This is a genomic window from Shewanella sp. YLB-07, assembly GCF_009377275.1.
Genome location: NZ_VOQB01000021.1, coordinates 36,120 through 55,965 on the forward strand (window position 1 = coordinate 36,120; position 19,846 = coordinate 55,965).

Below are 19,846 nucleotides of genomic sequence, written 5' to 3' on the forward strand. Positions count from 1 at the left end.
ACAGAGATTGCTAAGTTAGCAAATTCCCTTAATGATTGTCTACAGGCAAGATAATGGGAGCCTATTAGCTCCCATTATCTTAAAATTAAATCTTGATAATTACGCCTGCACAAGGGCTGCTATCAAACCGATAACACCACCAAAAACGCCGCCCCACACCACGAGCCAACCTAAGTGTTCTCTGATCATCTCTTGAATGATGTCCTTCACCAACTCAGGGGTCAACTCGTTTAACCTCTGACTGACGATCTCATTGATCTTGGTCTTCATGTCGGCCAACACATCGGGCTGCTCGAGCTCATTCTTAAGTAAGGTATAAAACTCTTCACTCTGAGAAATCTCGACCAAAGAGGCCTTCATCTTCTCGATAAATGGCTCTTTTAGCGGGGTGATTGCGTCTGTACCGCCAACCATGGCCAGCATTCCACCAAAAGATGACTGCTCAACTGTGGTCACCAGGGCATCAAATGCCGGTGTCATATCAACTTGCTCGATAACCGGTTGTAGATTAATAGGAGATTGGCTGCCACCTTGATCCGACAGGAAGCGATCGATATTCTCATCGGTAAAAAACTGCTTCATCATCAGATGTGAGATGCCGGCTTTGAACTCCTCGAAACGAGATGGAATAACGCCAGAGCCATACAAGCCTGGGACTTTTTCAAATAACATATGGATGGCCAGCCAGTTTGTCAGTGCACCGGACAGCGCAAATAATCCTATGCTCAAGACGATAGCCGATGAAAAATAATAGCCTAATGCCAGCAAGAGGGCCGCGATTAGGTTTGTGATCACACTCTTATTCAATCTGTTGCTCCAAAAATTAAAACAGCTACAAAACTCCTTATGATACCAATCCCACTAATAATGTGATCTTTCAGCGGGAGTTCAAAGCGCTGTAGGCAAGGCGGATGCTTGAAGCTAATAGTTATTCTATATCGAAAGCATCTAACGCAGTATAAAGTGCTTTGAAACCCGCACTATGTGAGCCTCTCAGGCATTCCACTTCTGCGTTGCATTAACTTAAAAGGGAACAACCATTTCCTCATCAATGCGCCTTGAATTGAAAAGCCTGAATGGCTCTGAACTGAGCACCTATTTAGTGAGATTGGCATAATATCATAGCCAGCTGAGTTTTCAGTAATTATGGAGGCACATTATTTCCGACAGGGCAACAGATAGCAGAGTGAATAGCGGACGTGCTGACTCAACAAATTTAATGACTTTATACTTGAATATCACAAATACCGAACCTACAGAGTAGAAAGAAGTAAGGACTCTATAGCTTAGACTCAAATAGAGCCAGAGTATCTATAGGCAAAAATCCATCGCCTTCTATCTTCTCCCGGCGAACCGCCAACACTTGAGTCTCATCGGCAAGCTCCTTAGCTTTTTTAACCAGTTCTGTGCCTATACCTCTTTTTCTATAGGGCTCAGCTACAAACAGATCGTCAAAATACCAGAGTGATTTAAGTAATAATGATGAAAATGAGGGGTAGAGTTGAATAAATCCGACGGGAACATCCACCAAAAAGGCAATAAATATCACGGAATCATTTTCTTGTAATCGGTATTCGATAAACTCTTTACAGGCAGCTAATCGAGAGTCCTGACCTAAGCTTTTCCTGTACTCATCAAATAACGGTGTCAATGACTGTAGATCTTCATCAGTGGCGATTCTAATGTGCATTTTCATTCCTTGAAATAATGTCTATTTATATGACTTACCGAATAATGACATGGATAACTTGTCATCAACTTCCCTTTCAGTTACATAACCTTAACACATAAATATAAATATGATCGATGAATTTTTTATAACTTAGAATATTTAAAAACCACAAGCTGAACTACACTTGGAACTTAATCTTTAATAAGAAAATATTTAACAAAGGACATTCCAATGGGCTCACCATTTAAGACTACGGGTACCTTGAGTTGGCATGAGTTGACATCAAACAATTGCAAAGATTCAATGGGCTTCTACGGGGAGATTTTCGGTTGGACATTTAAAAAAATGGACATGCCACAAGGCCCTTACTACATTATAGAGAATCAGGGGACCAGTATAGGTGGGATAGCCCCGAATCCCAGCCCCAATCTGCCGAGCCACTGGACGGGATACATCACAGTAACGGATGTGGACGAGGTTGCCATCAAAGCGAAAACCTTAGGAGGAGACTTACTATACGGACCCGAAGATATTCCCAATATCGGTCGTTTTTGCTGGATACAAGATCCTGCTGGAGCCATCATAGCCGCAATCACTTATCAAAAAGTCGACAAGTAATAGAATCAAATTTCATAAACTTCTGGACATACTTCTCAGGTCTTTATAATCAAATGAAAGCACATGGATCCTATTCAGAGGCACACCATTTAGAAATACCGACGCCTGGCCTCTCATAACGAAGTCAGGTTCTCCACAGAGATACACTCGATGTCGACTCTTGTTACCAGACAGTGTCTTCACAGGAAAGTGCATCATAGCGATGTCAAAAGGGTCACCTTGCTGTACCCGGCTCATGGGCTGAGCGTCATTTTTCTGTAATGTGGAGACACATCCGTGATAAGTAAAGTTTCTATGCTCTAACATGAGTTGTAACAGGCTTGAATGCTGATATAGGTCGGCATGATTTCTGGCACCATGATACAAGTTTATCTTTCCTCTATGGCCACTCTTAAGTGCATCGAGTGCAATTCCATATACAGGCCCTAGGCCAGTACCACAGGCAATCAAGCTGATGTCATCTTCAATATAAGCCTTAGAATAACAGCAGTGTCCCCAAGGTCCCTGTAGCAACAGTCCTTCTCCAACACTGGCATGATTAAATAACCAATCGCTGAACTGGCCATTATATTTCCTTTTAACATGAAGCTCGATAAACTCCCCAAAGGGATCATTGGTAATCGCATAACTCCGGGTTAACCCATCGAATCGGCGTAAATTGATGTATTGACCGGCACAATGATTGATCGTCTCAGATAACTTCAACTTAAGTTTTACCACAGAGTCTGATAAATATTGCTTCGAGTGAATTTGAGCCGAGATAAACAGGTCTTGCGCCAAAACAGATTTGAGTTTTAATCCTGATGTGGGCTTACATTGACACGCACAGAGATAATGATCCCGTTTCAAGGTTAAGGTTAATCCTCGCTGTGAACCTGTGGAAAGTTTACCATCCACATGCTTCACCAGACACGTTTTACATGACCCCTTCTTACATGAGTAATTAACTTGATGTCCTTCTCTGATCAAGGTGTCTAAAACTGTCTCATCAGATTGGGCATCGAAACCTTGACCATCGAAATAAAATCTTGTCATCCGTTCACTCTATATCCATTTTGGCTTACAGGGCTCAATTAGAGAGCAATAGTTTAAAACATTTATATAACACAGCCATCAAGTTAGCTAAAATACCTATTAACTGGAATATTCTTCGTGCAACTAAGTCAATAGGCCTCAAATGTCAAAACCATTCACCCAATTGGCAGTCAAATTTCGCCATCTCCCTAAGTATCAACGATACCTGGCTATTTTGTTGACTATTTACCTTATTTTCACCGCTGTACTCGGACTCTTGGTCCCCTATGTTGCTCATAAACAATTGCCCCAAGAATTATCGGCCGTGCTCAAGCGCCCGGTTATGCTTGAAGATGTCTCCATCAACCCATTAACTCTCAAGGTATCGCTGACTGGTTTTAGTGTTCAAGAGAAAGATAAGAGTAACTTCATCGGCTTCGGTAAACTGACCTTCCAGCTGGATTTCTGGCGTTCTATTATCAACGCAGCCCTCAGTGTGGATCATGTGACTCTGGACAAACCTTATGCCTTACTGGAGCGCCTCAACAAGCCTGATTCATTCACTTTTAATTTTTCAGACATCATCCAAGAACTTGCGAATAGTGGAGTCAATGAGACGGACATCGATCAACCAGAAACACCGAGCGGCCTCCCTCATATCAAGGTTAAAGATCTGTCCATCCTAGATGCTGAGCTGCTCTACACTGATAAGGTCACCGATAGCCGCCTCCACTATCCCGCCATGACTCTTCATTTGAAAGCGTTCGACACCCTAAAAAGTTTTGATAGTAATGGAAACGGCAGTAACCAATTTTCAATACGCTTTGTAGGCAAAGATGGGGGAGAAATTGCCACTCAAGGTAAGCTGCAGCTATCTCCGTTAAACATCATAGGTGAACTGCAACTCACGGCAATTCAATTGCCACAATTTTGGTCATTCATTGCCGATGATGTCCAAGCTAGGCTAGATAGCGGTCAGTTTAGTTTTAACACCCATTTCGAAGTCCTAGCTCAAGCAGATCTGGCCCTTCAACTGCTCACCCAAGATGGCCAATTCTCTTTGGAGAATATCTCTTTCGTCGATGATCAAAGCCCATTGCTGTCACTTCCTCTATTGAGCTTAAATGGCATCAGTCTCAACTTAGCCGATAAGCAGGTCAAAATTGCCAGTGTGGAGACAGAGAAATTATCTCTTAACGCTAGCCTGACAACAGAGGGGCTGGATATTCTTCCCCTATTTATGCCTGTTAACTCAGGCGAGAAGCGCTCCCCTAAGTCGTCACAATCTTACGTACAAGAAAAAACAGGCCAAGACTCTGAGGACAAACAGGCCGCCTTAGACTGGTCTGCGATCATTACCAGTGTAGCGGTTAAAGACTACGATCTAAACTTGGTAGATAATCGACTCACAGACAATACCCCTTGGCGAATATTCCCGTTCAATCTGAGCACAGGCGAGATACGCTCAAATCTCGAATCTCCTATAGAATTCCGCTTAGACTTGGCCATAAACAACAGAGGCACATTGCAATCATCTGGCTCGGTGGATGCCAAGCAAGAGACATTGAAAGCCGACATCGCCTTGTCTAAATTTGATCTTAGTCAGATCCAAGCCTACCTGCAGCCATACATTAATATCGACTTAAAGCAGGGGGAACTTAATACCAAGGGCAGCCTCACAGCTGGATCAGATAAAGCGATCTATTTCTCCGGCGATATTAAGGTCGACGAGTTATTGGTGAAAGATAATCTGCACAAAAAAACCTTAGTCAAGTGGCAATCTATGTCAGTAAATCGACTCATTCTAGATCAAGGAAAAAATAAATTATCCATAGAGAGCGTCGATTTCACCAAACCTTACGGGCGCATCATCATTGCCGAAGACAAGAGCACCAATATCCAAGCCCTGCTGGTAAAATCTTCTTCTGAACAATCAGCTAATATACCAAATAAACCAGCGTCAGAGTCTCAAGCGCCTCTCGAAATAAACATAGGCCAGATACGTTTCAATCAAGGCTCTACCTTCTTCGCCGATAACTCTTTAACACCTAACTTCGCCGCCAGTATTGAGCAATTAGAGGGCAGCATAGACAAGTTATCATCCACCGCTAAGCGTCCCGCCTCGGTGGACATCAAAGGCAAGATAGATAAGTATGCCCCGGTCACACTCAAGGGAGATCTTAACCCTCTACTGGAGATGCCCTATCTGGATCTTGCACTCAATTTCAGCAATGTTGAGCTGACATCGGTTAACCCCTATTCCGGCACCTATGCCGGTTACTATATTGATAAGGGGCAAATGTCTCTATCACTGAACTATCAACTGGAGAACAATAAGCTCAAAGGCAGTAATCACCTGGTGGTGGACCAACTCAAACTGGGCAAGCCCAGCGACAGCAGCCTGGCAACCACCCTGCCAGTCACCTTAGCCATCGCTCTACTGCAGGATAGACACGGAGTCATAGATCTAGGCTTAGATGTCTCTGGCGATCTAGACTCGCCGAGTTTCAGCTTTGGCAGCATCATCATGACGGCATTTACCAATGTGATCACTAAAGCCGTCACCGCTCCTTTCAGCTTACTGGCGGGCCTCTTTGGTGATGATGAACAGCTAGATAAGATAGCGTTTGAACCGGGTCAGACGCAGATCTCAGCCGATGAGCAAGAGAAGCTTGCCATACTGGCCAAAGCCCTACTCGACCGACCTAAATTAACCCTGAGCATAGAAGGAGCCATCGATGCAGTTACTGATGCCCGGATCCTCAAGGAGCAAATTTTACGCCAAAAACTGGCGAATTTAAGCCAAACAGAGATAGAGTCTCTGCCAAGTGACCTCTCGGCCAGTAACTTCCCAACAGAAGGGTCACTATCAGATGCACTGATAAGCCTGTATAAAAATGAGACAGGCTTGAGCGCGAGTGAACTAAAACTCAGTATTGAAAAGGAACACACAAAAGAGGCTGAACTTGACCAAGAGAAGCTGCAGACGCTATGGCACATCGCCTTATATAACTTCAGTTTAAACAAACAAGTTGTCGATGATGACATGTTAGGGACCTTGGCCAGTTCTAGAGCAAGCGCGGTAAAAACACATCTGGTCGAGATCAATAAAATACCGCCGTCGCGAATTTTCCTCCTGGACAGCCGAATCGATATTAACCACGGGGCACAGGAAGCCCTGCTTACATTAGGTGCCGATTAAACAAAGATTCAATATTGAGCAGACATGAGTTACACTCTTGCCGTTTTCAGACTTTATCAGAGGTAGCTCATGTTTGTTGTTCGTTGGCTTTTAGGCCGTATCATACTTACTCTTAATTTTATCTTCACTCCCAAGAAACGTAAGCGTCCTTCGGATGAGCAAGCAAAAATTGATAATGAAACTGAGTTGCTGACCCTGTATCAATACAAGGCTTGTCCATTTTGCGTGAAAGTTCGCCGCGCCGTGCGTCGCCAGGGCCTGAATATTGCCACAATTGATGCTAAGCAAAATGACCATCAGCAAACTCTCGTCGATCAAGGTGGTAAGGCTAAGGTGCCCTGTTTACGAATCGAAGAAAATGGTGAAACACGTTGGATGTATGAGTCTTCGGATATTATCAATTATCTAGATACCCGTTTCGCATAACCTACGGCTTCACTATCTCTTAGGCAGTAACATCATTTCAGATTGAGTTACTGCCTTAATTTTTCTCCCCCACATACCTATCAAGCTTTCTCAGCATTTAACTCACCAGTCTTAGATATTATCCATCGCTTAAGGTCACGAGTCGCTAACGTAAAAAAGTGTATATCATGCTGCGCCCTCGGCATAATTACGCTATTCTGCCTTAACAGCTTGCTCCGCGGCTTAAATTTCTACCTTGTTTATGGATTAAGAAATCAAATATTGCCGCCGAGAAATCATACTAATAAGAACACATAAATCTGATGCGAAAATGCCTAATAAAAACCTTGTCCACCTTGTTTATCTTGAGTGTTATCGCCGGATGCGCAGGAAAAAAAACTGACCCCAGTGACTTTGAAGGCAAAGTCAAAGATAGATTAAAAACAGATATACGAAGTAACGGTACCAAGTTATTTACTTATAAAGCCAAGCTCGCCTCCTCAAGTGACTCTATCGACCAAATGCCCCATCAACAAAGAGTGGAGCAAGCCAAATGGAGTAAACGATCTCGCTCTCGTCCCTACGAAGTCGATCTGACTGATTGGACCCAACAGATAGAACTCGGCTTATCTAAGACATTAGACATGACAGGCTATTGTCGTGAGGGCTATATGGAATTAAGTCGGCTTATCGAAGCCGATCGCGGCGAAATTCGCGGCGAGTGTAACGAAGGTGCGACCCAAGCAGATAGAGACAAATTTTCCTCTTAGCTACAAGTCACCTCGTTTAAGCTGTAAGACTTCAAGCTTTAGCGGCATAAAGTGAAATGGGGTCAAGCACTATGAATTGACGAGAAACCCGTCTTTTCTAAACAAATAACATAAGTATTGATGCTGTGACTGGATTGGTGATGTAGATTAAGTTAAAATCCGCGTCCGGTTAATATCTGCCACTATGAGTGCCAGATCAGTCAAACAGTTCGGTAGAGAGCAATGAATAAAAAACAAAAGATGATCAAGCTAACGGCAAAACGTGCCAAGGCTCGTAAAAATAAGCACACAGCTCCTACGATTAAGAAATATATATCTAAGTCTGACCGAGCTAAGATGCTAGCCCAAGAGGAAGCTGATTCGGCATTGACAACCACTGCAGATAAGAATCCTGCCTCTAACAAAATAGACGCCACAGAGTCTGATGTTGAAACCCAAACTAAATAAGCGGTATTCACCAACATAGCGTTTACGCATTCATCAAAAAGGGAGCCATGGCTCCCTTTTTGTTTGTCTATAGATTAACTTGCTTTATGATCTGAAACTTTTAGTGCCTCAGTCACTTGATTACTCGCCTCGCAGTCTTGCTCTTCATTAATCTGAGCCATCTGAGCACATGATGATGAGAGAGGATTGGGACTACTCGGAAGTAACTCTTCATCTAACGGGTCTATGCCATTCGCTGATGTTTCGTTACTAATTCCTGTATCATTGAGGCAAGCCTGTTTCACTTTTTCAACCAGAGTATAGGCAGTAATAACACCCAAAATACCGAAAATAACACTACCAATAACCTGTCCTATCAATACCCCTTCGACCCCTCCCCACTTAGCGCCAAAATAGACGAAAGGTATGGTGCCTATCGTAGCCTTCCCCACGTTTAAGAAGGTCGAGTATTTAGCCTTACCCAGATTATTAAACGAAGCATTAGCCACAAAAAGAGCCCCGGAGAACACAAAAAATACCGCTATGTAAGTACAGAAGAAACGAATAAGCTCTGCACTTTCCCCCTGCATACCGAAAACAAAAATAATCTGATCTTGAAGTAACATGAGTATCACGGAAACACTGACCACATAAAGTACGCAAAATTGCAGCGCCTTGGTAAGGCTCTCCCGCACTCGTTCAAATTCATGAGCACCAAAATTCTGACCGATAATAGGCCCTACCGCCCCAGACAGCGCGAATATCATGCCAAATGACACAGGAATAATACGCCCTAATACGGCCCAGCCCGCCACATAACCATCACCGAAATCGGCGATGGCTCGAGTAACGACAGCATTACCTATAGGCGTCGCGACATTGGTCATCATGGCAGGCCCGGCGATGGCAAAAATGGGCTTTAAATCGGCGATAAAGCTATCCAATTCAAACTGACCAAAGAGCTTGTGCTTAACGATAACGCCACGTGCAGCCACCAACATAACCGCCAGCCTAGCCAGCACAGACGCCACAGCCGCGCCCTCAATCCCCATGCTCATGGCGAAGATGAAAATAGGGTCTAACACCAGATTGACACCACCGCCAGCTAAGGTAGACATCATAGATAACTTAGCGTCTCCAACGGCTCTTAGCGCCGCTCCCAGTGCCATGGCCAAACTGATGAAAGGCAATGAAGGCACCAAGATATACAAGTAATCTGCGGCAAGCTCGGCAGTATGGCCCTTGGCACCAACCAGAGCCAAAAGTTCAGGAATAAAGAAGGTCACCACGGCAGATACGATCACCGATATTATCAGGGTGACAATGGCGCTATTAAGCAATAACCGCTTGGCGACATCCAATTGTTTAGCGCCTATGGAGCGTGATACTAATGCCCCAAGTGCGATGGAAAGTCCTATGCCTATTGATGTGGTAAAGAATGAAATGGTGCCGGCGTATCCCACAGCTGCGGCCAGTTCCAACTCACCCAACAGACTTAAGAAGAAGATATCAATCAAGTCGACCACAAAGAGCGCCGAGATCCCTACGGCCGCGGTGGAACTCATCACCAGAATATGGCGCATGATTGGGCCTTGAACAAATTTAGCTGTGGTCATTTCTATCCTTGATACTGTCTTACCGATATTAAATTAACTGGACTCGTCATTCCCATAGAAATTAAAGCTCTCTTTCTAATTCACCACCGCAGTGATCACAAAATAACGCGTCATTCTCGTGACCATTCTTCAGGCAGTTACTGCAACGGCGCAGATCTTTGCTGCGGCTTATCTCTTGTGATATTTCGGCGGTTAATATTCCGGTAGGGATCGCAATAATGGAATAACCAAGCAACATGGTCAGGGCTGCTATCGCCTGTCCTAAGTTGGTTCCAGGGGTAATATCGCCATAGCCCACAGTAGTAATGGTCACAATCGTCCAGTAGATCGACTTAGGGATCGAAGTAAACCCGTTCTCGGGTCCCTCGACCACATACATAATGGCACTAAGCACCATGACTATCAGGCTAACTGAGAAAAAGAAGATAAATACTTTACGTCCAGACTGTAGCATAGCTCGGAGCAAAACATTGCCTTCGCTAAGATATCGTAACAATTTTAATACACGGAATATTCTAAATAGTCTTAGTATTCTGATAACCAGAGTAAAACTGGCTCCAGGGAAGAATAATGCCAGGTAACTTGGCATCACAGAGAGCAAGTCCACCACTCCGTAGAAACTTCGTGCATAGCGTACCGGATGAGCGGAGCAATAGAGCCTCAACAGATATTCGAGAGTGAAGATAATGGTAAAACCCCACTCCAGAATACCGATGATCTCGCCATACTGCTCATGAATACTGGCAACAGTATCCAGAAATACCAAGGCCACACTGAGAATGATGCAGACCATTAAGGTAATATCAAAATAGCGCCCAAGTTTAGTATCGGTACCGAATATGATCCGACGAAGTTGATGGCGTATCGAACTGCCATTATCTGATGATTTCTCTTGATACATGTAAACGAACTTTCCTCATCTGCTTAATTTGGATGTGCAGGTAATGATCACGGCGAGCTTTCCTCTGCCTCAATCACGATTATACTTAACTCTGAATAAGCTGAGTATTTTGCCACTTCTTTTTCACAATACCAAACAGATACCTCAAGTCCTGTGCTTATTGCCAGATTAAGGTATTATAAGTCCACGAAACTCAAATAATTGATGAGCTATTATTTTCCGATGCACCTATTTTTTTCTGTAGCGATACTGACACTTTTTGCAGGTATCTCTTTGCCGGCCTCGGCAGTATCTTCGATGCAAAACTCATTATCGAGCTCGACGGTTGTGAACATAGGTAAGATCGATCTCGTCGTAGTGACAAAGTCGACCTCGACCATGGCCTTGATGCGGGACGGAAAAGTGTTACGGCGCTACCACGTAGCTCTGGGAGACAGGCCCCGAGGCCATAAGCTCCAAGAGGGAGACCAAAGAACACCTGAAGGGCGTTATACCTTAGACTATAAAAAGTTGGATAGTGCTTACTACCGAGCCATACATATCTCCTACCCTAACGAAGAAGATCAATTACGTGCCAGTGCCTTAGGTATTCAACCCGGCGGCCAGATAATGATCCACGGCCAGAATCCAGGGTCTTCTCTCAGCACCGAAGAAGCGCAACAGTACAATTGGACCGATGGTTGTATCGCCATCACTAATCCGCAAATGGATGAATTGTGGCGCGCCATAGACGAAGGCACGCCCATCGAGATCTTGCCTTAACCTATATTGCTATTGGGATCATCACTAAGCATGACAAACGCTATATCTGAGCAGGTCTTAATCGATACCTGGCCAATTTTCTGCGACAGAATAACCACTTTCCTACAGGAGCTTGGACTCAAGCAACTCAAGTTAGCCTGCGACCACACAGCATTAAGAGTCAATACAGTTGAGGCCGCCGAGGCGCTGAGTGTTTATTTCCAACGCCAGGGAAAAGTCATTTCCAACAACATCATCAATGGTCGGCCTATCTTGATTTTTGAGCTTAATACGCCACTCATCATGGGACAGATGAAGATTGATTGCGTGGAGCTTCCTTATCCGGGCAACAAGCAATACCCAATCGAAGGCTGGGAACATATCGAACTGGTATTAGCTTGCACCGCCACAACGTGTGATGAACTTAAACAGCAGCTATTAGACATGGCGCCGCAACTTGCACCTGTGTTATCCGGACAATCAGCTATCAAGGTCAAGATGAGCTCACCTCAGGGAGAACATGAACGCTTGGCAAATCCTACCATCGCCTTCAAGAAAGATGATATCTGTATCAAGATTCATCCCCACGGTATCAAGGCAGTTATCGAGTCTGAGCGTCAATAGAGTCTGGCAGATCGTTTTAAAAATAAAGAGGTGAGCCATTGGCCCACCTCTTTATTTCACTCACTTTAATGCATCACTAACGGCTAGAACCTGTAGTGCACTGACGCCTTGATAGCACGACCGTCGCCAAACATGGCGCTGTTGTTACAGCCACCCCTGAGATAATCGGCATCAAACAGATTATCGACATTCACTCGCAAAATCGCTTCATGCTCATTGGCAAGACTAAAGGTATGGCTATAGCCCATATCGACTTTCACATAGGCTTGTTTCAAGAAGTCATTAGGTGTATCCCCATAACGCTCGCCCACATAAACGGCCCCAATGGACAGTTGGCTGCTTTCGGTCACATCGAAGTTAAACCAAGTACTGGCACTGAATTGGGGGGTATCTTTGGCTCGCTTGCCTGCATAAAGAGGATCATCGACAATCTTGGCATCGAGATACATCATAGAGGTGAGTACCGACAGTCGTGTCGTCAGCTTGCCTTCGGCCGAAAACTCTATTCCCTGGTGACGGGCCTTACCATTTTGAGTAGTAATAGGCGGCTTCCCCTTCCCATTCTTGACAGTAACCACCTTGTTACTCTTCTCAATAGAAAATAGCGCAGCAGAAAGAAACAGGCTAGCATCGAAAAACTCACCCTTAGCGCCAATTTCGAAAGACTGACCACGCTCGGCATCCAGCTTTTTTCCGTAATTGATATCGTCTGTATTAGAGACAGGATCTTTAGGCTCGAAGCTTTCACTGTATGTCGTATATATGGATGTATTCTCACTGGGATGATAAATCAAACCCAATTTCGGCAAGAGATTGTTGTGTGTAGCCTCCTGAGTCTGCTCCCTGTCAAACCTCACACCCGCTAACAGGTGCCAGCGATCACTAAACTCAATCATATCTTGTACATAAACCCCATAGGTTTTCCGCTGCACCCGGGTCAGGGCATCGCCATTTCGATAATCCAATTCATCGGGCCTGCGAATGATCTGCTCATCGTTCATACTGATCCTACCAGCTATCTTCATTTTCTTTTGTTTACCAGAGCGATCGTAATCCACCATGCTAGTTCCCATCAACAGCCTATGGTGAATATTTCCGGTATAAAATTCGCCTTTGAGATCGAAGAATGCCGTCGACACATCAAACTTCTCATAGGTATCTCGCCCACGCAGTTCATAGGTCCCTTCCGCCAAATCCATTTTCTGTATCTTGCCATAGAGACTCTCCAGGCTTTGTCTTTCATGGCGTTGCTGGTTATAGCCCATCTGTATCGACCAATCATCGTCAAGATGAGAATTTAAGCTAAAGCCCATGTTCTCAACGGTCGACTCTCGCGCGGACCAGGGCATATCCCAGATATAACCTCGTTTCCCGGCGAGTTCATACTTACCCGTTTGCTCATTTTTAAGGTGCTGGGGTCCCATGTCTAATGCGCCTTCATCTCGAGTGCGGTCGTAATTAAGACTGAGAGTGGTATCCTCGCTGAGGTCGGCCTCCAACATCAGAGCACCGACAAAGCGTTCCTGGCCCGCATAGCTGCCATCTTTGTATTTGCGCCAGCCATCTTGGAAAGACTTAGACAAAATTGCTCTCGAACGTATACTTCCTGATGCATTCAAGGCCCCGCCCACATCGAGTATTGATTGATTGAATCCAAACGAGCCAAACTCCTGCTGAAAACTAAATTGCAGTTCTTCTTGGGCCTTTTTTGTCACCATATTGATCATGCCACCGGGAGTCGACTTACCATAGAGCAAGGCTGAAGGGCCTTTCAGAACTTCGATACGCTCATATAACTCTATGGGTTGAGCGTAACGTGACAGATGAAACTGCCCATCTCGCAGATAACTTTGATCTGGCTCTAATATAAAGCCTCGCATATAGAAGCGCTCACGATTACGACGAACATTCCCAGAGGACACACTGGCATCATTTTTTAAAACTTGCCCTAAGCTTGTAGCACGCTGCGCCTCAATTAACTCCTTACTATACACAGAGATTGAGCCTGGAGTCTCCAGTTGGCTGATGTCCATCTTCATGGCCGAGCTGTTCGTAGCAATAGGCTGTTTAGTTCCCATGACGCTAATAACTTCAATATTCTGATGATCTTGATGTGCGTAGAGATAAAAAGGGCTGACTGCTGCAATTACAGCCAAAAATGACTTATTTTTAGGGAACATGAAGGAACCGTCTGTCTAGTAATGCTTATCATTCTAACTAAGCGGAAATCACTAAGCCTTTGTAGACGTCTTACAAATGCTTAGTAAAAACAGCTTAAATAGACTGCTCCCATAAACACTTTATGAAACTACATTTTATGAAACCACAGGCCATAAATACGACCATACGTAGATGTCTTATTACCTTGCTATGTTTTTCAATTTTTTACTTACTCACTCATGCACCGGCTTTCGCCAGCCCACTGGTACACTGGGACAGCCATGAAGGAATAGATAGACTCGAAAAATCTGCAGTGAAGAATGATTTTTTTGCGTTAGCGACCCATTTCGAAGGCCAGCAAAATAAGGTCTATTGTGGCGTTGCCTCTATGACAGTGATCTTAAATGCCCTGCGTGTCGGCAGAGATGAGCATGTGATCACCCCAGATGAGTCCATCATAGCGCCGCAAGACAGAGGTTATTTCCCACAAAACAACTGGAGCCCGTTATTCGAGCGATATACCCAAAATACAGTGGTTGACCTCAGCCCTAAAACCAAACTCGAAATCATGGGTAAACCCAGAAAAGAAAAAGAGAAAGGACAAGCCAGCGATTATGGACTGGGGTTATCCGATTTAGCGGGCCTAGCTAAAAACCATGGTCTCACAGCCCACGCTTATTTTGTAAAAAACGCAGTCACACATGCGGAGCAAAAGGCGAGTCTTATCGACGCACTTGCGAGTCAAGATACCTACGCCATCGTCAACTATTCACGTGTAGTATTGGACCAAGCTGGTAGCGGTCATTTCTCACCTGTGGTGGCCTACCATAAAGCTTCAGACTCATTCCTTATCATGGATGTATCTAACACCTTCCAAACCTGGGTATGGGTAGATTCAGATAAGATCTTTGAAGCTATGAGCATAAAAGATAATGGTAATTCAAGAGGATTCCTAGTGGTGTCGGAGGCTTAATAACCTTACCACTGCAGGCTATGTAACTGAGATCATAAGGTAAAGGTAAGCTGAAAATCGCGTACTGATTATCGAGTTTTGAATAATAGCCCTATTAAGTCATAAAAAATGAGCTTGCCAACAGGCAAGCTCAGACTCAATTTTACACCGCTAACCAGGGCGATAATGGAATGTCTAATCCAGGATCTAATAACTGAGGTAATTTTTCTCGCCATTGTTTTCCTTGCTGAACAAAACCATTCACTAAGTTACAAAAACGTACACCATTCATGTCCGTGATCGCACGTTGAGTGCATAACTTTAGAGAATTATGCTCCAAAGCAAACCAACAGCCTTTCATATCACTAATGGAGAAATTTTTCGTCATTATATGTTGATACGCCTCGATAGTAAGACCCTCATTCATACTGAGCAGCTCGCAATGAAGGATTATCATCTCACTATTTTTAGGTATTTCAATAATGGCGGCCTCTTGACCATCATGATCATAGAGAGCACAAATGCCAGTTTTTATATCCAAATGACTTCCTACTGAATCACTTAATTCAGAAAAGAGTTCTTTTATCTTAGTTTCAGTATGATGCATTAACTTACTTCTTATTTAGGCTTATTGATTTACTTTTATCGCTTATATTACGCTCTGCTTTCAGTCACAATTTCCCATAAGTGGTGATTTATACTTTCACTCGTTCATGGAGATTTAGAGCTTTTTTAATTTTAGTGCCCAGATTTAGTCCTGAATCGGCAGTTTGCACGAAAGGCAGGTCGGTCCAAGAACTCATATGGTCTTCCCACCATGGGAGTGTTTGTTTCTCAAGAAACTCATTAAAATACGCTTTTGCGGAATTGAGTTTATCTTCACTAGTTGGATCCGCGTCATAATTGCTCATGGCTTGATTAAATTCATCAAATAATGACTGAGCCTTGATTTTATTAGATTCATCAGGGGCTTTATCGACCAACTCACTCAAGAAATGCTGCGCTTCTTTATGGATCTTATGTGCTGGGTCTCCAAGATGGCGGAATATTTTTTGATACTCGACTTTGTTTTTACTTTCAAAAGCTTGCCATTCTTTATTGGCTGGGTCTTTGCCTGAATTACGGAAGAATCGATTGTAACGTACCATGCTATAAGTGAGATCTTCAGTGCCTAACGTTTCACTGGATACTGTGGTTTTACTGTAATTGACACCGAGATTAGCTCCGACATTGACCCCAGGTACCACCATTGCTGCAGCGCCTAATCCAGCCCCTGCCGAAACGGAACTTAAATGACGAATAAATTGACGTCGATAACCTGTATCTCCTTCAAACTCAGCTCCTTTTGCGTAGTTAGGTTTAAAGAAACGAATCAGCACAGTTCCCGATTTACCACCACTTAAATCAGGAGAAAAATCAAATTCTTGAGGCAACTGCACTCCCTCTTTTGCCGCAGCTTCATTAATTTTTGCAGTAATGCTGGCTTTATCAATAACGCCTTGTAAGGAGCCAGATACCGTCCATGTTAGATTGAGATCGACATAGCTACCTGCACGTATTCGACTAGGGTGAATACGTTCACGTTGCAATACATCTAACTGAGCAGAAAAGGGGCCAGCCGACACATTGATCCCTGTTTTACTGTCTGTGATTTTTAAATAAATTTGCTGTTTAAATGTCGCAATTTTATCTAAACGTTGCTTGGAATATTCTATTGATGGAGACTGGGTTTTCATTGCAACATTAGCAATTAACTCCATTTTACTCGTTTGTTGTTCAGTGGTTAATGCCTTTGACTGAGGATCATCTGCCATTGCTTTATGCGCTAAATAAGCATGAGATGCGTTAGCAAATTGCAAAAACTGATGACGTCCAATGGCTCCCCAACGGTTTTCAATCGTATGTTTGTCTATTCTGTGTTGCTTAAGGACGCTTGAGTCTGCATTTTTTTCTGATTTCAAATAATCATATTGTTGTACTGTTTTATAATAGCTATCAATATCTTGTGATAAAAGTTTCAAACCTTTAGTCGCACCGTTTGAACTTGAAGAATAAGCGGTGATCGCCTTTGCATGCTGAGTCAGATTGGCGGGTAATTCTTTCAATTTATCTGCATTATTTTTAATGACATCATAAAACTGACTAGGCACAAACTCATAAATATTGGTGACTGATTTTTTATGGCTTACCGTCGCCCCAGCAGCGAGTTTTAATCCCGCCTCCCCAATATTGACAGTCATCCCTGCATTAGCCTCTAATTTAACTTCTCCCGTCCAGGTATTATAATGTCCCATCAGTGGCTTACTTCTTTCAGGGGGGGTGGCGTTCACGTTTGTTTTTATATCTAACACCGTTTCGAGTAAGTCATTTAAACGATGCTGACTATTTACCGCTTGTTGGCGCTCGTATTTTATATTTTTTAATTCGGAGCCTAAATTAAAAGGAAGATGACTTTTAACAAAATTTTCTACCTTATGGTTTTTAGAGCTATCAATATATTCACGACGATTAGCCCGATTAAGCTGATGTCCTTTTCTATCGACGTATTGTTCGACACTATCATATTCTTTAAATTGAGTATTAGTGTGACTAAATTGAGCATTGGCTCCCAATTTTGCACCGATTTGGTCGGTGAGCTTTACTTTTGCACCCGCTGCAACACTGACGTGACTGCCCGTTGTTGAATCTTTAAAAAAAAGCGTCTCGTCGTCAGCCGATAAACCTGTTGTTCTTTGGCCTCCGACAGATAACTCAGCATAAGGGCCAACAGACCCGGTTCCCCCCAAGGCAGGCAACAAACTTACCCCAGAGCTTACGCCAACTGAAAGGCTTCGGGTTTCTGATGCTCCCGGGGTCCCCAAAGGCGCTAATTGTTGTTTTTTTTCTGCGTTTAACTCTTGATTTTTTAGTGTTATCCAGCCACTTTTCATATTTTGGCCGAGTAAGGAACAAATTTCTTTTATATCACCTTTAGGTAATGTTTTTGCCAATTTTTCAAGTTGATAGGATAACTTTGCGGTATCATCTATAGATACAATCCCTGTCGGCTGCGGGGGGTTACCCATGATAGTTAATATTGATGAAAGTGGCTTGTTCGTCGCAGTGTTTACAAGGTTTGAACTAGTGATATTCTCATGTAACTTATTAATAATATTAGCTAGTTTTTCGGTAATCAGCCTGCCGTCTGCGTGTAAATCACTAGCCAATGTTGAGGACGTTAACCCAGTTAAATGCTGTTCTTGCATCCCACTTTGTTCTAGTGTTGAACTAGTGGATTGTATCGAAGCAAGTGAAAGTGGCTTTTGAAGTACCCCTGATATTTTTAGCGTACTAGCAGGCAATGCATCATGAGATGTGACACTGGTTCCAGCAGTTCCAGTTATGGTGTGCAGATTATTAGTTATATTTATAGGCATTAGCGTCTCTTCCTCCAGGTATCCGTCTTTTTTAATGATATATAACTAAAATCATGTCATTTATTGCATACAGAGCAAGAAACAAATAAGCAACAATGAATAACACGCAAGTTATTATTTAATCACAACCCCTTTATATTTGTTTTTTTGCGGAGGGATAATCTATCAATAAAAGTTTTATATTTTTATGTTTCACATACCTGTTTATAATAAAACTGACAATACAACGAAGAGTTTACCTAGCCTTACTCAGCACTAACGACAGATACATAAGGTCCTATACTTATATTTTTAGATGCTGATAAGATTAAGTCTCAGTACACAGAAATGACACTAGGTGTTTTGTGGATCAGAAAAAAGGATTGGCAATACTTCATCGGACTCTCACTTATCAAGTATCCCATACAAAACAGGATGAGACAGACCATGATAAGCGAGTATCACTGCACCGACATTGACTCAATTTCCAGCGACTGGCCCTTTAAACCTAAATTTAAGCGAAACTAAGCCAATTAATGTCAAACTTAGCACTAAGTAATTAACGTATTAGATAACAGATGAATGGCCAAGCTTAAACATACCAGTAAACAGATTATAGATACCCAGCTGGCTATATTCGCTTTTGACATCATGACACCAACCCTTTGGGAAATAGCAAAGTCTTCTCCTCCCCAGCTACGTAACTTCAAGTCAAAGCATAAGCTCAAAAACAGTAGGTGACTGGCTGTTACTATACGGGCATGAAAGAAGTCGTCAGCCATGACAGCAACAATAAATGATGCCATATGCACCAACAAAATAGTGAGTTTAGGCAGTATATGGCGATATTCACTCAAAATAACTTGAGCAAGCCAAGCAAGATAGATACCTTTTAATTGCCAAGGTACTTGTGAGCCAAAAATCAACAAGTTCCCATCACCTAAAAGCTCGGTTTGATTGCCATTGAATATCCACACAGCAATAGCGACTGATAGGCACAGTGAACTCGGTAATGAGTGAAAGGCTTTCTTTTTAATTTGAACGGCAATAAAACCGCCAGCTTGAAGGATAAAGAAGACGACAAACAATATATCTGTCGCTCCTTGAGAGATGGATTGAGTCAGAGCAAGCACACAGATAACGTTGAAGCAGGACTCTAACATTAGGATACGTTTGATTTCTTGGTGGTTTTCTACCGTCCTGGTAAGCGGCCAAAATAAGACAGGCAAAAATAAGGTAATTAAGACTGTTATGACCACCGAAGACTGTGCAAGTTGATAGAATCCAGTTGCATAGATCAAACACAGCAATAAAAATAATCCACTGGAAAACAGGTGCGTGCGAGAAATG

General features: G+C 43.2%; 17 protein-coding genes. 8 read left to right on the forward strand and 9 right to left on the reverse strand.

The window, feature by feature from the left end:
* Positions 1–99 precede the first annotated feature (99 nt).
* Together FS373_RS29250 and FS373_RS29255 are read right to left on the reverse strand one after the other, a co-directional pair.
* Positions 100–807: a DUF445 domain-containing protein gene (locus FS373_RS29250; RefSeq protein ID WP_144046147.1), complete on the reverse strand. Its 708-nt coding sequence runs from the start codon at positions 805–807 to the stop codon at positions 100–102.
* A 472-nt stretch (positions 808–1,279) separates the two neighbouring features.
* Positions 1,280–1,690, reverse strand: a complete 411-nt coding sequence (locus tag FS373_RS29255) for a GNAT family N-acetyltransferase (protein ID WP_144046146.1) — start codon at positions 1,688–1,690, stop codon at positions 1,280–1,282.
* A gap of 213 nt (positions 1,691–1,903) precedes the next feature.
* Here FS373_RS29255 and FS373_RS29260 point away from each other — a divergent pair, with 213 nt between their 5' ends.
* Positions 1,904–2,290 carry a VOC family protein gene (locus FS373_RS29260; protein WP_144046145.1) on the forward strand — a complete coding sequence of 129 codons (387 nt, stop codon included), beginning with the start codon at positions 1,904–1,906 and terminating at the stop codon, positions 2,288–2,290.
* Positions 2,291–2,302: 12 nt separating this feature from the next.
* Here FS373_RS29260 and FS373_RS29265 read toward each other — a convergent pair whose 3' ends face one another.
* The gene (locus tag FS373_RS29265; RefSeq protein WP_152831253.1) at positions 2,303–3,325 is read right to left on the reverse strand and encodes a 2Fe-2S iron-sulfur cluster-binding protein; all 1,023 of its coding nucleotides are present in this window, start codon (positions 3,323–3,325) and stop codon (positions 2,303–2,305) included.
* A gap of 142 nt (positions 3,326–3,467) precedes the next feature.
* Between FS373_RS29265 and FS373_RS29270 the strand changes: the two genes are divergently transcribed.
* The 4 genes from FS373_RS29270 (at position 3,468) to FS373_RS29285 (ending at position 8,128) form a co-directional block, all read left to right on the forward strand.
* On the forward strand, positions 3,468–6,506 hold the full coding sequence (locus FS373_RS29270) for a DUF748 domain-containing protein (RefSeq protein ID WP_144046143.1): 3,039 nt from the start codon (positions 3,468–3,470) through the stop codon (positions 6,504–6,506).
* Positions 6,507–6,575: 69 nt separating this feature from the next.
* On the forward strand, positions 6,576–6,932 hold the full coding sequence (locus tag FS373_RS29275; RefSeq protein WP_144046142.1) for a glutathione S-transferase N-terminal domain-containing protein: 357 nt from the start codon (positions 6,576–6,578) through the stop codon (positions 6,930–6,932).
* A gap of 302 nt (positions 6,933–7,234) precedes the next feature.
* Positions 7,235–7,681 (forward strand): hypothetical protein, encoded by a 447-nt coding sequence (locus FS373_RS29280; protein ID WP_144046141.1) that lies wholly within the window; start codon positions 7,235–7,237, stop codon positions 7,679–7,681.
* A 222-nt stretch (positions 7,682–7,903) separates the two neighbouring features.
* Positions 7,904–8,128, forward strand: coding sequence for a DUF2986 domain-containing protein (locus FS373_RS29285; protein ID WP_144046140.1), 225 nt, complete (start codon positions 7,904–7,906; stop codon positions 8,126–8,128).
* A gap of 74 nt (positions 8,129–8,202) precedes the next feature.
* On the opposite strand, the gene FS373_RS29290 is transcribed toward FS373_RS29285, so the two are convergent.
* Complete coding sequence (locus FS373_RS29290; RefSeq protein WP_152831255.1) at positions 8,203–9,723, reverse strand: MATE family efflux transporter; 1,521 nt, start codon at positions 9,721–9,723, stop codon at positions 8,203–8,205.
* A gap of 61 nt (positions 9,724–9,784) precedes the next feature.
* On the reverse strand, positions 9,785–10,624 hold the full coding sequence (locus FS373_RS29295) for an ion transporter (RefSeq protein ID WP_144046138.1): 840 nt from the start codon (positions 10,622–10,624) through the stop codon (positions 9,785–9,787).
* 222 nt (positions 10,625–10,846) lie between these two features.
* On the opposite strand from FS373_RS29295, the gene FS373_RS29300 reads away from it, so the two are divergent.
* Positions 10,847–11,386, forward strand: a complete 540-nt coding sequence (locus FS373_RS29300; protein ID WP_407695639.1) for a L,D-transpeptidase family protein — start codon at positions 10,847–10,849, stop codon at positions 11,384–11,386.
* A gap of 30 nt (positions 11,387–11,416) precedes the next feature.
* Positions 11,417–11,989, forward strand: a complete 573-nt coding sequence (locus tag FS373_RS29305) for a VOC family protein (protein ID WP_144046136.1) — start codon at positions 11,417–11,419, stop codon at positions 11,987–11,989.
* An 83-nt stretch (positions 11,990–12,072) separates the two neighbouring features.
* Here FS373_RS29305 and FS373_RS29310 read toward each other — a convergent pair whose 3' ends face one another.
* The gene (locus FS373_RS29310) at positions 12,073–14,169 is read right to left on the reverse strand and encodes a TonB-dependent siderophore receptor (RefSeq protein ID WP_152831257.1); all 2,097 of its coding nucleotides are present in this window, start codon (positions 14,167–14,169) and stop codon (positions 12,073–12,075) included.
* Between the two features lie 137 nt (positions 14,170–14,306).
* Here FS373_RS29310 and FS373_RS29315 point away from each other — a divergent pair, with 137 nt between their 5' ends.
* The gene (locus FS373_RS29315) at positions 14,307–15,122 is read left to right on the forward strand and encodes a phytochelatin synthase family protein (protein WP_152831263.1); all 816 of its coding nucleotides are present in this window, start codon (positions 14,307–14,309) and stop codon (positions 15,120–15,122) included.
* A gap of 142 nt (positions 15,123–15,264) precedes the next feature.
* Here the strand turns inward: FS373_RS29315 and FS373_RS29320 are convergent, their stop codons facing one another.
* From FS373_RS29320 to FS373_RS29330, 3 genes are all read right to left on the reverse strand, one after another.
* Complete coding sequence (locus FS373_RS29320) at positions 15,265–15,708, reverse strand: type III secretion system chaperone (RefSeq protein WP_144046133.1); 444 nt, start codon at positions 15,706–15,708, stop codon at positions 15,265–15,267.
* A gap of 88 nt (positions 15,709–15,796) precedes the next feature.
* Positions 15,797–18,517, reverse strand: a complete 2,721-nt coding sequence (locus FS373_RS29325; RefSeq protein WP_152831265.1) for a hypothetical protein — start codon at positions 18,515–18,517, stop codon at positions 15,797–15,799.
* A gap of 530 nt (positions 18,518–19,047) precedes the next feature.
* Positions 19,048–19,797 (reverse strand): hypothetical protein, encoded by a 750-nt coding sequence (locus FS373_RS29330; protein ID WP_227993391.1) that lies wholly within the window; start codon positions 19,795–19,797, stop codon positions 19,048–19,050.
* Positions 19,798–19,846 lie beyond the last annotated feature (49 nt).